Source organism: Armatimonadota bacterium (assembly GCA_016223145.1).
Classification (GTDB): domain Bacteria; phylum Armatimonadota; class Fimbriimonadia; order Fimbriimonadales; family Fimbriimonadaceae; genus Nitrosymbiomonas.
In genome coordinates this window covers 181,722-195,311 of the sequence record JACRPN010000008.1, presented here as the reverse complement: position 1 = coordinate 195,311, position 13,590 = coordinate 181,722, and the positions used below count along the sequence as shown (strand labels likewise).

General features: G+C 62.0%; 14 protein-coding genes. 8 read left to right on the top strand and 6 right to left on the bottom strand.

What is annotated here, in order from left to right:
* Positions 1–17 precede the first annotated feature (17 nt).
* The 4 genes from HZC36_06080 (at position 18) to HZC36_06065 (ending at position 3,829) form a co-directional block, all read left to right on the top strand.
* Entirely contained in the window at positions 18–2,351 is a 2,334-nt protein-coding gene (locus HZC36_06080; protein ID MBI5706541.1) for an endonuclease MutS2, read from the top strand.
* 4 nt (positions 2,352–2,355) lie between these two features.
* Positions 2,356–2,757 carry a cytidine deaminase gene (cdd, locus tag HZC36_06075; GenBank protein MBI5706540.1) on the top strand — a complete coding sequence of 134 codons (402 nt, stop codon included), beginning with the start codon at positions 2,356–2,358 and terminating at the stop codon, positions 2,755–2,757.
* 104 nt (positions 2,758–2,861) lie between these two features.
* Positions 2,862–3,494, top strand: coding sequence for a 50S ribosomal protein L25 (locus HZC36_06070; protein MBI5706539.1), 633 nt, complete (start codon positions 2,862–2,864; stop codon positions 3,492–3,494).
* 8 nt (positions 3,495–3,502) lie between these two features.
* The gene (locus tag HZC36_06065) at positions 3,503–3,829 is read left to right on the top strand and encodes a hypothetical protein (protein ID MBI5706538.1); all 327 of its coding nucleotides are present in this window, start codon (positions 3,503–3,505) and stop codon (positions 3,827–3,829) included.
* Between the two features lie 346 nt (positions 3,830–4,175).
* Here HZC36_06065 and HZC36_06060 read toward each other — a convergent pair whose 3' ends face one another.
* From HZC36_06060 to HZC36_06045, 4 genes are read right to left on the bottom strand one after another with little or no spacing between them, the layout of a single operon-like run.
* Positions 4,176–4,937, bottom strand: coding sequence for a TatD family hydrolase (locus tag HZC36_06060; GenBank protein ID MBI5706537.1), 762 nt, complete (start codon positions 4,935–4,937; stop codon positions 4,176–4,178).
* 2 nt (positions 4,938–4,939) lie between these two features.
* Positions 4,940–5,689, bottom strand: coding sequence for a lysophospholipid acyltransferase family protein (locus tag HZC36_06055; protein MBI5706536.1), 750 nt, complete (start codon positions 5,687–5,689; stop codon positions 4,940–4,942).
* Positions 5,686–6,777 carry a rhomboid family intramembrane serine protease gene (locus HZC36_06050; protein ID MBI5706535.1) on the bottom strand — a complete coding sequence of 364 codons (1,092 nt, stop codon included), beginning with the start codon at positions 6,775–6,777 and terminating at the stop codon, positions 5,686–5,688. The genes HZC36_06055 and HZC36_06050 overlap by 4 nt, the downstream gene beginning before the upstream one ends.
* Complete coding sequence (locus tag HZC36_06045) at positions 6,774–7,517, bottom strand: YebC/PmpR family DNA-binding transcriptional regulator (GenBank protein ID MBI5706534.1); 744 nt, start codon at positions 7,515–7,517, stop codon at positions 6,774–6,776. Before HZC36_06045 ends, HZC36_06050 begins: the two co-directional genes overlap by 4 nt.
* A 42-nt stretch (positions 7,518–7,559) precedes the next feature.
* Here HZC36_06045 and HZC36_06040 point away from each other — a divergent pair, with 42 nt between their 5' ends.
* From HZC36_06040 to HZC36_06025, 4 genes are all read left to right on the top strand, one after another.
* Positions 7,560–8,354, top strand: coding sequence for a sugar phosphate isomerase/epimerase (locus tag HZC36_06040; protein MBI5706533.1), 795 nt, complete (start codon positions 7,560–7,562; stop codon positions 8,352–8,354).
* A gap of 261 nt (positions 8,355–8,615) precedes the next feature.
* The gene (locus HZC36_06035; protein MBI5706532.1) at positions 8,616–9,239 is read left to right on the top strand and encodes a hypothetical protein; all 624 of its coding nucleotides are present in this window, start codon (positions 8,616–8,618) and stop codon (positions 9,237–9,239) included.
* 167 nt (positions 9,240–9,406) lie between these two features.
* A complete protein-coding gene (locus HZC36_06030; GenBank protein ID MBI5706531.1) occupies positions 9,407–10,150 on the top strand; it encodes a hypothetical protein in 744 nt (247 codons plus the stop codon).
* Positions 10,151–10,208: 58 nt separating this feature from the next.
* A complete protein-coding gene (locus HZC36_06025; GenBank protein ID MBI5706530.1) occupies positions 10,209–10,763 on the top strand; it encodes a hypothetical protein in 555 nt (184 codons plus the stop codon).
* A gap of 95 nt (positions 10,764–10,858) precedes the next feature.
* Here the strand turns inward: HZC36_06025 and HZC36_06020 are convergent, their stop codons facing one another.
* Positions 10,859–12,022: a CofH family radical SAM protein gene (locus HZC36_06020; GenBank protein MBI5706529.1), complete on the bottom strand. Its 1,164-nt coding sequence runs from the start codon at positions 12,020–12,022 to the stop codon at positions 10,859–10,861.
* Positions 12,023–12,188: 166 nt separating this feature from the next.
* Positions 12,189–13,478 (bottom strand): adenylate/guanylate cyclase domain-containing protein, encoded by a 1,290-nt coding sequence (locus tag HZC36_06015; protein MBI5706528.1) that lies wholly within the window; start codon positions 13,476–13,478, stop codon positions 12,189–12,191.
* Between the last annotated feature and the right edge of the window lie 112 nt (positions 13,479–13,590).

The window sequence follows — 13,590 nt, the reverse complement described above, 5'->3', positions numbered from 1 at the left end:
ACAATCTGTAAGGGACCATGCATAGCTTGGACGTGTTGGAGTTCGAAGCGATTCGGAGTCGGCTCGCTTCGCGCGCCGAGACCGCGATCGGAGGCGACATCGCGCGCCAATTGGCTCCATCGTTTGATGCCGCAGAGGTTTGGGCACGGCTCGCACTGACCGCCGAGGCTTATGCCCTTATTGGCAAGGAGTCGCCGCCCTCGTTGGGTGCGATCCGCGACGTGCGCTCAGCGCTCACCCGTGCGGAAAAGGGCTTCGCGCTGGGTGGGCAGGAGATCTACGAGATCGGCTCGGCGCTCTCGGCGATGCGCGGGATGAAGCGCTATCTCGACTCCCGCCGGGGGGACTTTCCCAAGCTCTGGCCCTTCGTTCAGAACGCGCCCGAGGCCCCGCGGCTGGAGGACAGCATTTTCAGTTCCGTAGAAGGGAGCGGAGAGATCAAGGACTCGGCGAGCCCCGAACTGAGCCGAATCCGCCAGAAAATCCGCTCGACCCAGAGCAAGATTGTGGACCGCGTACAGAGCTACGTCAGCGGCAAGGCGCGCGAGTGGCTCTCGGACCCGATCTACACCACCCGCGAGGGCCGATACGTGGTCCCGCTAAAAGCCGAGCACAAAGGCAAGATCCGCGGCATCGTTCACGACAGCAGCGCGAGCGGGCAGACGGTCTATATCGAACCCGAGGACGTGCTCCAGATGGGCAACGCCTTGCGGGAAGCCGAATCGGCCGAGCGGGAGGAGTGCGAGCGCGTGCTGACCCAGCTCTCTGGCCTGATCGGGACCGTGGCGGAACTCGCGCGAGAGGGGATCGAGAGCACCGGGGAACTCGATTTTGTCCTGGCTTGCGCGCGGCTCGCCTATGACTTCAAAGGAGCGCTCCCCAAGAAGTGGGACGGCTATGGGATCGCCCTCACTGGCGCTCGGCATCCGCTTCTCGATCCTGACCGTGTGGTACCCGTGACCATTACGGTGGGGTTTGGCGATCGAGGACTTCTCATCACCGGACCCAACACAGGTGGGAAAACGGTGGCGATCAAGTGTGTGGGCCTATGCGCCCTGATGGCCCAATCCGGGCTCTTTCCCCCGGCTGACGAGGTGAAGCTTGGGGCGTTTTCCCAGGTCTGGGCGGACATCGGCGACGAACAGAGCCTTCAGCAATCGCTTTCCACCTTCAGCGGGCACATCCGAAACATCGCCGACGCTTTGAAGCATCTGCGCCCGGGCGCGCTGGTGCTCTTCGATGAGATCGGAGCGGGCACGGACCCGGCTGAGGGCGCGGCGCTGGCGAAGGCGATCCTCAGCGAACTCACCGGCCGCGGCGCGATCGTGCTTGCGAGTACCCACTATGGTGAGTTGAAAGCGTTCGCCTACAACACCCCCGGGTTCCAGAACGCCGCGATGGAGTTCGATGTGAAATCCCTGCGCCCGACCTACCGGCTGATCATGGGCGCTCCTGGCGCGAGCCACGCGCTCAAGATCGCGGAGCGGTACGGGATTCCCGGCGACGTCGTGACAAAGGCCAAGGAGTCCTTGGGGTCCGAGGCCGAAGACGTCGGGCTGATGATGGAGAAGCTGGAGCTTGCACAGCGCCAGTCGCGCATCGCCCAGAGCGACGCCGACAAGCGGCTCCACGAGCTAAGGAAGGTCCAGGAAACCGCCGAGCGCAAGCTGAAGGAAGCCGACGAGATCCGGCGGACCGTCCACGCCCAGGCTAGCGCCCAGATCGAAGCGACCCTTCGCGAAATCCGGATAGAAGCGGAGGAGATTTTCGAGGAGCTGAAGAAGGCCAAGGTGGACGAGAAGGTGGTCCAAGCCGCCCGGGGCAACCTGAAGGCGCTTCAATCGCTGGGGCAAGAGGCGAAATCTCAGTTCGAGATGACACCCGAGGAGGCCCCAGGTGAGCTTAAGCTCGAAAAGGGCTGCAAGGTAAAGGTGGAGGGCTACCCACAAGCGGGAGTGCTTCTGGACGAGCCCACAAAGGCCCAAGTCGCCGTGCAGATCGGCCCTTTGAGGATCACGGTGGCCAGCACCAAGCTCACACCCGTGGAATTGCTCCAGCGCAGCCCGCAGAAGGCGCAGAAGAACCTCTCACTTCAAAAGGCCATGTCCGTTGGCAGAGAGCTGCACATACGCGCCAAGCGGGCCGAAGAAGCCCTCGAGGAGCTTGAGAAATTCCTGGACGACGCCTTGTTGGCTGGCTGCGACAGCGTTCGCATCGTGCATGGCAAGGGCGAGGGGATTCTGCGAGGTTTGGTTCGTGAGAGATTGCGAAAGCACCCTCATGTCGCATCGCACCGCGAGGGCGAACCGGGTGAAGGGGGGCACGGCGTGACAATCGCCGTGCTAAGGTAACGCCATGGGGAACCTCGATGCCCTGGTCGCCACCGCACGCGAGGCCCGGGAGCGCGCTTACTGCCCCTACAGCGGCTACGCGGTCGGCGCAGCGGTGCTAGGAGCGGATGGCGTCATCTATTCAGGCTGCAACGTCGAAAACGCCTCGTATGGTCTCACTGTGTGCGCCGAGCGGACGGCAATCTTCGCGATGGTGGCGGCGGGCTGCCGCTCGATCCGTGAGGTTGTCGTTGCAACCCAAGATTCCGGGACTCCCTGTGGGGCGTGTCGGCAGGTGATGTCGGAGTTCATCGAGAGTCCCGAGGATGTCCTTGTGCATTGCGTGGACGATTCTGGTGGGATCCGGTCCCTTCGCTTCAGCGAGCTATTGCCACATGCGTTTAGACTCGGAAGGGATAGGGGATAGGGGACAAGAGATCAGAGATCTTGGTTGCCCGCAGAAGCGAGGTGGATGCCCTGTGGCGCTTCAGGTACACTCTGCGTTCATCCAAACACCAGGAACCCGCCGCCATGTCTGTCCTTAACGCCGAACCCCGATCCACCGACTCTTCCATCACGCTCAAGCAGTTGCGCCGCACGGGCGTCGTCCCGATGGCCATCATCGAAAAGGGCAAGGGAACCGTGGCCGTTCAGGCTAACGAGAAGGAGATTCGCGACATCATCCGCCAGGCCCATCGCCAGTTCCAGATCAAGGTTTCGGGTGAATCCGGCGCCCGCGACGTCATGATCACCAAGATCGAGAAAGACCCGTTGGCAACCTCCATCATCCATGTCTCGGTCATGCAGGTCGCAGGAACCGACATTGTAACCTTGGATGTTCCGGTGGTCTCGGTGGGTACGCCAGACACGGTGGCCCGACACGAAGCTTCCCTGCTCCACCCCACGACACACGTCAAACTCAAGGGCCAGGTCAAGGCCATCCCTGAGCAGATCGAGGTCGAGGTCGGCGGACTGGAGCTCGGTGCCTCGATCCATGCCGGCGACCTCAAGCTTCCTGCTGGCGTGGAGTGCATCACCCCCGCCGAAGCCATCGTGGTGACCGTTAAGGTTCTAAGGGCGGCAGAAGTTGAAGAAGCGCCTGTCGAGGATGGCGGCGTGGAGCCGGAAATCGTCGGCGCCAAGTCTGAGGACGACGGAGAATAAGCCCCGCTTTGGCGAAGACGACGCCAGCCTCGAAACCTGTTGCCAAGTCCACCCAGCGCCCCGCGGGGCAAGCCAGGCGTCGCCGCCGAGGCGGTGTTGCACGCTACCTGATCAAGTGGATCCTGGTCCCAGCCTTGCTTGCCCTGGCAGGGTATTTCCTTGTTGGACCCCGGCTAATGAAGCCTGCCGACTATGAGCCGGCCGCCGACCGACACGGCGAGCCTCCGGCATCGTCGGGGGTTCAGCACGAAGAGCCCCCGGCCACGGGTTCGGGCAGTGAACCCAAGGTCGAAGTGACGGCAGAACCTGCGGGCCGCGGCCGGCGGCGAAACTGACGGGAACTGGTACGGCAGGCCGCAGTGCCGATGACTGTCCGTTAGGACTCGCAGCACCTTTGCCTAAGGAAGGCTTGGTTCCCTCACCCCTGCTGAGGCTTTCGCGGCGACAAGTCGCCTGATCGAAATCGGTAACAAGTCACCTTACTATAGATCGCTTGAGTTCAAGTTCAGGCAGCGGGCAACCCAGGCGAGACGCCTGGGCTACATCGGCCGATTGGGAGCGGCAAACCTACAGACGATCCCTTAGGTTCCCGGACGCCGGCTAAAGACCTGCGGCTACTTTTCCGCGTCCCTTCGGTCCTTTGTCCTTCTGGCACGTGTCTTCCAGGTCTATGGGACAGCTTCAAATGCCGAAGAACCTCATGGCATTCGATGTGGTGATCGCCGCCATTTTCTCGGGCGGCAGGGCACGGACATGGGCAGCGGTTTGGTTCACATATCGGAGGTAGGCGGGCCGGTTGGGCTTGCCTCGAAGCGGCTCCGGCGACAGGTAGGGGCTGTCGGTCTCGAGTACCAGGGTGGTCTCTGGGAGCCGCGCAAAGAGCTCTCGCAAACCCTCCGAATTCCTGTAAGTCAGCGGCCCATCGAACCCGAACAGCGCGTCCATGGCCAGGCACCGTTCCGCGTGCTCGTCGGTCCCCGAAAAGCAGTGAAACAAGTAGGGCTGACCCGGTCTGTCTTCCAGGACTCTGAGCAGATCGTCATAGGCGTTTCGGCAGTGGAACACCACCGGTTTGCCGGCGTCCTTCGCCATGTCGAGTTGGTCCACGAGGCAGACACTTTGCTGCTCGGGGGTGGCAAAGTCCCAGTGGTAATCAAGCCCAATCTCGCCCAAAGCCACGGTGCGAGGGTGATTCAGCAGTTCCTCAACCAGGCCCCGCGCCTCAGGACCCCAGGTTGCCGCGCTGTTTGGGTGCCATCCGACAGCGCTGTAGACACCTTCAAAGCGCTCCGCCAGTTCGACGGCCCGAACGCTGGAGGGGCCGTCGATCCCCACAACGACGAACCGCGTCACGCCCGCCTCCCGAGCCTCCTCGATAGCCGCCTTAGGGTCGGAGAAAGCCTCCGGCAAGTTCAGATGGCAGTGGGTGTCGAAGATCTCCACGGTCAGTTCCGCTGGACCTCGTGAAGGGCTCCTTCATCCTCAGTTGCAGGCGCTCGCGACAACGCCTCTGAGACCGAACTGACGCTGGACCGGACCGGCGGCGTCCTTCCGCAGGCCCGGTCCGCTTCGTCTTCTGCCCGTTCGACGGCTCGCTCCAAGGCCAGCCGGACGGCTTCCAGTTCGGCTTCCGTCGCGTTCGCGGCCACTTCAAGCGGCTCGCCAAAGCAGACGGCTCCTTTTGTAAAAAACCACGGGATCATGTAGCGGTCCCAGGTGCCGAGCCGCGTGGCGTGCCGCGCGGACGTTCCGACAGGCACCAGCACGGCGCCGGACTTCTGGGCCATCGCCAGCACCCCGGGTTGGACGCGGCACTCGGGGCCACGCGGGCCATCGGGTGTGATGGCCATCGCGTCGCCGGCGCGCAGCACCCGGATGCTCTCGATGAGGGCCCTGGCACCGCCTCGTCCCGTGCTCCCGCGGATCACCTGAAATCCGAACCGCTTGAAGATCCTGGACTGTAGCTCGCCATCGTTCGAGAGGCTAAACAGTGCCCAGACCCCCTGTTTGTAGAAGTAGTTGGCGGGCATCAGCGTCTTCCCATGCCAGCCCACAAAGATGCGCCCCCTGCCACACGGCAGAGCGTTCTCTTTGCCGATCACCTTGACGCGCATCGACAGCCAGAGCAAGCGGGCAAACCAGAAGACGAGCCCGCCAAGCAAGAACTTGCGACGCCGACGCCACCAGGCCTTCACGAGGACCACCCTCGGGTCCGCGCGACCTCGGCGGCCGGATGCATCGGGAAATCCCGGAAGATCTCGTCGACATGGCCTTGCGCGCGCGCCGGATCGATCTCCTTTTGAACTTCAGCCAAGAGAAGCAGCGCGTCGGGAAGCTCCGGCGAAGACCGCGTTTCCTCGACGACCGACTCGAGCAGCGACGAAGCGGCCTTGGGATGGGACGCTTTGAGTTGGTCGGCCATGCGCTTGCGCCTGGAAACCGTCAGCGCCGAGAGGGCCTGAAGCTCCGAGAGCCTTTCGATGGCCTGTGCGCGGTCCTCAACTTCGAACCGGTCCAGCCCTGCCAAAAGCGCTTCAGACTCTTTGTCGTGGTCACCCACGGTTCGCTGCGCGTCGGCCAATTGGCGAAGCACTTTGGGGTCTTTCGAACCCGCCTGAAGGGATTGCTCCGCGGCCTTGATCACGGCGCCCGCGCTGCGCTGTTCCATGCGCTGTAGGTTCGCCTGAGCCGCGTCGAGTTGGGCATGACGGTCCATGCGAAAGGTGACACTCAGCAGGAGTCCTGCAGCAAAGCCGCCAATGTGCGCCCAATAGGCCATGCCTCCTTCTACGCTGCCAATGTGGACGAAAGCCCCCAGGACCTGGATCACGAGCCAGATGGACGCGACCGCCAGGATTGGCGCGCTGACTCTGGGCGCCAAGGGCACCCTTGAGGCGTGGTAGCGCACGGAGAAAAGCCCAACGCAGGCGGCGATGGCTCCGCTTGCACCTACCAGAGGCTCGTCGTAGAGCGCACGGTTGGCGAGCGCCCAATGGAGCGCGACACCGCCCAATCCGCCCACCAGATAGGTCGTGATAAGCCTCCAGGGCCCGATCGTGGTCTCCACCGCCGGTCCCACGGCCGCCAGAAACACCATGTTTCCAAGCAGGTGCAGGGTGTTCGCGTGAAGGAAGAGGCTGCTTAGGGCGGTCTGGAAGGACGGATGCGCGATCTGAAACCCAAAGGTTTCCACCAGTTCGGGCTGCCATAGCTGCGCAAAAGCAGTCGCGATGCTGCCTGCGATCAGGACAAGCGAAACCCAAGGCAGGCGAAAGGTGCTCACGCCGAATCGAAGACGTCTTCCGGCAGGTCGACGTTCACGTACGTCTCCTTTACGTCGTCGAGTTCTTCCAGCATGTCCAGTAGGCGGGCGATTTTCGGAAGGTCGTCGGCCGCAGGCGCGGCCATGTCGCTCGGAACGTAGGTGATGTTAGCTTCTTCCACCTTGTAGCCCGCGCCTTCGAGTGCTTCGCACGCTTTGTGCATGCCTTCGACGGCGGTGTGCACGGTGAAGGACTCTTCGTCGGTCGAGACTTCCTCTGCGCCGGCGTCGATGGCTTGAAGGGTGAATTCGTCCTCGTCGTGGCTGGCTTTCGGCACGATGATCTCCGCGAGGCGCTTGAACCTCCAGCTCACAGAGCCGTTCTCCGCCAGGTTCCCTCCGCACTTGGAGAAGGCGTGGCGCAGGTCGGCGACGGTTCGGTTTCGGTTTTCCGTCGTCACCTCGACGATCACCGCAGCGCCTCCGGGGCCGTAGCCCTCATAAGTCAGCTCTTCCATCGCCTCGCCGGCAAGCTCGCCGGTGCCGCGCTTGATAGCCTTTTCAATCGTGTCCGCGGGCATCGAGACTTCGCGCGCTTTGGAGATCGCGATCCTCAAGCGAACGTTGTCACCGACGTTGCCGCCGCCCATGCGCGCCGCAACGATGATCTCGCGGCTGAGTCTGGTGAATGCTTTGCCGCGGATCGCGTCCTGCTTTCCTTTGCGGAGCCTGATGTTCTTCCATTTGCTGTGGCCAGCCATATCCGCCTATTTTGGCAGATGGCGGCGGGGTAGCCTCCAGCCATGCGGCTCGGCCTTCAACTCTTCACCGTTCGGGACCACGTCAAGTCCGGGCAGGGCTTGCATCAGTCGCTTCGAAGAGCCAAGGAACTCGGCTATGAAGGCGTTCAAATCTCGGCCGTGGAATGCATGAACGGGGACCGGCCCGAAGTGGACGCCAAGGCGGGCCGGACCATGCTTGACGAGTTTGGCCTGGAGTGCTGCGCCACGCATCGCCCGATTGAGCGCTTCGAGTCGAGCCTTGAGTTGGAGATCTTGTTTCACTCGGTGCTTCGGTGCCCCTTCCCCGCGATTGCCGTGCCGCCGCAATGGGCTCGCGACGGCGGGCTGGACGGCTATCGCAGGCTCGCCGACAACCTCAACCAGCTAGACGAGAAGATGAGGCCCACGGGGCTCTCGATGGGCTATCACAACCACGCTGTCGAGTTTGAGCGGATGGGCAAGGGCGGCGAAAGGCCCTTCGACATTCTGGTCGAGCGAACTGAGAAGTCGGTTCACTTCATCCTGGACACCTATTGGGTCTGGCATGCCGGCGTCGACCTTCTGGAGCAAATCGAGCGCCTTAAGGGGCGGATCCCGGTGGTCCACCTCAAGGATAAGGCGGTCTTTGGTTGGGAGGTGGACTATGCGCCGGTGGGTGAGGGCAACCTGAACTGGGCGCGCATCCTTCCGGCTTTCGCGAATGCGGGAACTCAATGGGTGGTCGTCGAGCAGGACTCTTCACGGCGCGACATCTGGGATTGCGTAGCGTCAAGCGCGCGGTTCTGCCGAGCAGCGCTTGGCGCCCTGCCGGTCTAGGTCCTGGCGCCTGAACGGGGACCTTTGAACCTAAACGCCTGGTCTATCGGCCCCATTTCTTGACATTTCAGGATCATTAAGAATATAGTTCGCATTGTCCTGTATGCCGGGTCCTGAAGGATGAGGCATACACACGGAGGAAGACAAATGACGAAACGATGGAACGTTCTTTTGGCTGGCCTCGCCTTGTCGTCTGTTGGCTTTGCCAACGGTGACGCCTTTGCGCGATCGCACTTGATGCCAATCTCCTTTACTCGGTCTATGGATGCCTTTCTGGGCGGCAAGACCTCGATGTGGTTTGCCCAGGGCCTCTATGGCTGGGCCGACGGCTGGACCGAGTCCGGTCTCCAACTCGCCTATGGCACCCGGCCGGACGGAAACGACTATAAGGGAGCGACCCTGTTTGCCGTGAAGTTCAACCGATGGGATCCCGACGCGGGCTCGTCGTCGAACGACACGTTCATCCAGGTCTGCCACGACTATACGGGCAAGGATGACCCCTATTACATGGGCGTTGCCGCTTACTACGACAACGAAGAGGACTGGGGCAAGGGCATGGGCGCAGCCGTGACGATCGGCACGCAGCTCTTTGGCAACGACAAGGACCCCGGGTTCATGGTCGCCGCCTCGGCGAACTATGCCCAGTGGGATCCCGATGCCGGCACCACCACCCGTGGCGCGGGTCTCTCGGTGAACATCGCTCGCCCGTTCGGCGACAACATGGTGTTCGAATACGACCACACCTTTGCCAGCAAGTTTGGCGGAGCGGCCGATTGGTTCGCCCGCATCGCCTGGGACGCGCGACCCGGAACACAGGTCCGCTTCACCGTTGGCAAGGGTGAAATGTACCGATTTGAGGTCGGCTGGGTCGTCAACACGAAGTAACCGTAGTCCCGGTGAGCCGGGACGACAATCGGCCGCCCGCCTCAAGCAGGGTGCGGGCGGTCTTGACTTTCACAGCCGACGCGCACAGGGTTGCAGCCTTAGGATGGCCCCTGCGCTCCTCGGCTGAATTCGAACTCGATTTGAGATCATTTGGGAGAACGGCACACATGAAAAAACTGATTGCTCTGGCGTTTCTTGGCGCGATCGTAGGTTCGGCGCTCGCCGATGAAGGGTCCTTTCTTCGACCTTTGATCAGTCCGGTTCAGCATGGCCCGGCGTTCGGGGGCATGAAGATCATGGGGTCGGGCCCTCAGACCCAGTTGCTGGTTCAGCCAGGCTACGGTTGGGGTGACGGGTTTACAGCCTATGGGGCGACCTTTGCCTTCATCCGCAAGCCCGGCGGCGATGACGACAAGGGCATGACCACCTATGGGTTCGGCCACCTGCGAACCTCTCCGGACGACGACTCCGAAGTGGCCAGTTCTCTGGTCTTTCTTTCCCACCGCTACAATTCCAGCGATGAGCAGTATTGGCTGGATGTGACCGGTTTCTATTCGACCGTCAATCGCTATGGCGATATTTTGGGCGGAAACGTGACCGCATCGACCAAAGTCTCAATCTTCGGCGATAGCGGGTACTTCGTCGTTGGCGGCTCGATCAACTACGCGCAGCTCACGCCGCGCGATGGCGACAACACGCGTGGCGCGGGTATGTCGGTCAACATTTCGAGGAGCGTCGGCGACGCCATCACCCTCGAATACGACCACACCTTTGCGAGCAAGTTCGCGGGCGATCGAGACTACTTCTTCCGAACGACCTACGCCATGAACCCGACGTCCCAGGTTCGCTTCACGGTGGGCAAGGGCGAGGTCTTTGTGCTCGAATATGGCTTCTACTTCGGATCGAAGTAGATCGCCGTTTCAACCTATGAGAAGGGACTTCGCACCATCGGTGCGAAGTCCCATTTTGATGCTCGAACCTACAAGCCATGCTCCGCCTCCGGCGGGCTTTTTGCTCGAGTTTGAGTCGGGAAGCCCGGTGATCCGTTACCGTCCGAAGGGGATGGGGTGCGCGATCGCCTTCTTTATCGTGTGGATTCTCGGCTGGACCGGCGGCTGCATCGCGTTGCTAGCCTCCGCCTTGGCGCGCACCGCGAGCGGACCCACCGTTGGCTTTGTCATGCTCTTCTGGGCCACAGACGTTCTGGTGATCCTGATCTTTCTCTGGCTGTTTCGATCGCAGACGGTGTTCCGATTCAGTGAAAGCGAGCTGATCTGGACAAAAAGCCTGGGCAAACTCAAAAGACGGAAGTGCTTTCCCAAGTCCGGAATCCTCGCCGTGCGGCAGGTCAAAGACGGCGGTGACGGAGAAGACAGCTTCCCTTCTTGGGGTTTGATGCTTGTGGGGCCCGACTTCAAAGTGCTCTCGCGGCAAGACATCGGGAAGTCGGACTGGCTTGGCCCGCTTCTCGCGCAATGGGCCGGAAAGCCCTATGAAGCTTGTCGAGACCGTGGCGGTCGATAGGTTTTTGGGATGGGAACAGGCCGCGGACTGAACGCGATTCCGTGCCGAGAATGAGGCAACGCGGGCGGGCCCCCCGCGCACCATCCGGCTCCACACTAGCTTCCTGCCACAGGGATGGCCGTGAGCCGCCGCTGGGCGTTGGGCTCAGGAGTTTCCGTGCGCACGATCTCGTTGTAGAGGGAGTCCCGCTCGACCGGAACCCTCCCGACCTCAGAGATCATCCTCTTCATGCCGTCCACCGTGAGCACCTGCTTCTTGTTGCCGATGTCCGAGTCCGAGTAAGTGATCTCATACTCATGGACGGTTCCATCCGCATCATCGGCCCCGTACCACAGCGCCATCTGAGTCACCGGAACGGTGTTCATGATCCAGAAGCTCTTGATATGATCGAAGTTGTCGAGCATCAGGCGCGAGAGCGCGACCATGCGCAGGTCCAAGTCCGCGGTGGCGTGCTCCAGGTTTTCCAGTTCCGTGCCCTCGGGGTGGAAGGAGAGCGGCGTGAACGTGAGAAAGTGTCCGGTCTCATCCTGAAGCTCGCGGAGCTGGATCAAGTGGTCCACGCGCTCCTCGTTCGTCTCGATGTGGCCGTAGAGCATCGTGGCGTACTGCTTCAAACCGAGCTTTGCGGCGATGCGCGCTACGGCGAGCCACTCTTCACCACGAAGCTTCTTTCCAAACAGCTCCTGGTGAACCCGGTCGGAGAGCACCTCGATTCCGCCGCCTGGCAAAGAGTCGAGACCGGCCTCGATCAGGTCCCTGAGCGCGCCCTCGATCGTCGTCTTGCCGACCCTCGCGATTTCGGCGATCTCCACCGCCGTGAACGCCTTCACGTGGACCCCCGGGATCGCCTCTTTGACGGTGCGCACGAGCCCGAGGTAGTACTCATAGGGGAGGCGCGGATTGACGCCGCCGACCATGTGGATTTCGGTGCAGGCCACGTCTCGATGCCATTCGAGCCTTCGGCGCACCTCGTCGAGGGTCATCTCGTAGGGTTCCGGCCCCCCCTTCTTGGCGTAAAACGAGCAGAATTTACAGAATTTGTTGCAGATATTGGTGTAGTTGATGTGCTGGTTCCGTACCCAGTAGGTGTTCGCGCCGTGCCTTCGCTCTCGGACGATGTTTGCGAGGAATCCCAAGCCCGTCAGGTTCGGGGTGGAGGCGAGCACCATCCCGTCCTCGAAGGTCAGTCGCTCTTCGCGCTGCACCTTGTCGTAGATGGGAAGCAGTTCGTTTCCGAGGATGCGAATGGCCGCTGACATCGTTTCTTCTTAGCTCCGGAGCGAATAGGGTACCCGCGCGGGGACCCTGCACCTATCTACACCCGTTCGTAGAGAATCGTTCGATCTCGAAGCGGCCTCTTGCGGCCATCGCCCATCGCGTATCGCGTATCGCACATCGCGTATCGCCTATCGCGCATCGCGTCCGTTACGCGCCTTCCAGGCTCGTGCCCTGGGTGTCGAGATCGAAAGGTGGAGGCGCCGCTTGAGGCGGTATCGGCGGAGGCTGGGCGCCGTCGGCCGCGACGACTCTGGGGCTCCAAACGCGGCCGGCAACACCGGAAGCCTCGACCTGGTCAGACCCTACGGCCGTTACGCCTCCAGGCAGCATTTTCGCTGCGTCCTCGCTGATGGCAACGCCTCCGGGAGGGGCCGTCTTCTGCAGGTGGGCGGCAATATCGATCACGTGTGAAAAGTTGATCTTGGAGATGTCTTGGCCCGGCGGAGCGACGACCGTCCCGGTGTGAATCCCGGCGCGGAGCACGATCGGCACGCCGATCTTGTTGCGGAACGCGTTGAGTTCGACCAGGCCCGCCTGGATGAACCTTGCGGACTGGAAAGCCTGCTGGGGATGCTGGAACGCGCAGGTGACGCCGTCGCCCGCTGTGGAGTGCACCCTTCCGCCGAACCGCCTCGCCGCCATGTCGCAGAACTTGTGGTACTCCGTGAAGGTGAATTCGACGCTGAGCGGGTCAGCGTATTCCTTCATCTTCGTCGAGCCTACGATGTCGAGGCTCAGAAACGTCATGCTCTGCTCGCCCTCGCGGAGCTTGTCCTGTAGCTCCACCAATTGCCTTAGGAGCTGCTGGCGCTCCTCTTGGGGGTCTTGAAGGCCCAGCTTCTGGCGGTTCGCGTTCGCAAAGCGATGGACGATGATGCCGGCGAGCATGCCACCGAGACCGAACGGGATGAACAGAGGCGTGGCGAACTGGACGTTGGTTAGTCGCAGAGCCATCGCGAACACCGACCGCATGATGAAAAAGGACAGCCCCAACAGACCGCCCGCGAACGCCGCCGTCCGGGAATTGGGGCTAACGGCGCTGTTCCAGAGCCCGACGCCAAGGAGAATCAGCGACAGGGTGTCAAAGAGCCCCCATTGGTCCTGGAGCTTCAGACCCGCGATGTTTAGGGCGGCAATGAGCGCTCCCAGGGTGCCTGCAATCACATACCTTCGATCATCGGTCTCCAGGGCAAGGAAACCCTTTCTCAACCTCTGGAAGAGGCTTCCCTTCTTCTTGTCGGGCAGGCGGTTGATGATGAGCCGAACGTATGCTGGAGGCAGGTTGCAGGCTTCGGAGACCGCGAGGATGACCGAATCGTCCAGGTCGCCGCCGTGCTCCGCGCGCAGACGTTCGGCGAGCAGGAGCATCTGCTCGACGTTCTGCTCGCCGAATTGTTGCGAGCCCTCGTTCGCGCCGCCTTCTAGTTCTGACCTCACTCGAATACCCCAGCCGCCCACACGGTCGGTAGGTTTTACTGATTGTACTACTGATGGGGGTAGGGGGCGGGTTTGCCACTATGGCCCAAAAGTGACGTATTGGTGGGGCTTC

Coding starts and splice junctions, on each gene's coding strand:
- HZC36_06080 (MBI5706541.1), top strand. CDS start 18: ATGCATAGCTTGGACGTGTTGGAGTTCGAAGCGATTCGGAGTCGGCTC.
- cdd (MBI5706540.1), top strand. CDS start 2,356: ATGGGGAACCTCGATGCCCTGGTCGCCACCGCACGCGAGGCCCGGGAG.
- HZC36_06070 (MBI5706539.1), top strand. CDS start 2,862: ATGTCTGTCCTTAACGCCGAACCCCGATCCACCGACTCTTCCATCACG.
- HZC36_06045 (MBI5706534.1), bottom strand. CDS start 7,517: ATGGCTGGCCACAGCAAATGGAAGAACATCAGGCTCCGCAAAGGAAAG.
- HZC36_06040 (MBI5706533.1), top strand. CDS start 7,560: ATGCGGCTCGGCCTTCAACTCTTCACCGTTCGGGACCACGTCAAGTCC.
- HZC36_06035 (MBI5706532.1), top strand. CDS start 8,616: ATGGATGCCTTTCTGGGCGGCAAGACCTCGATGTGGTTTGCCCAGGGC.
- HZC36_06030 (MBI5706531.1), top strand. CDS start 9,407: ATGAAAAAACTGATTGCTCTGGCGTTTCTTGGCGCGATCGTAGGTTCG.
- HZC36_06025 (MBI5706530.1), top strand. CDS start 10,209: ATGCTCGAACCTACAAGCCATGCTCCGCCTCCGGCGGGCTTTTTGCTC.
- HZC36_06020 (MBI5706529.1), bottom strand. CDS start 12,022: ATGTCAGCGGCCATTCGCATCCTCGGAAACGAACTGCTTCCCATCTAC.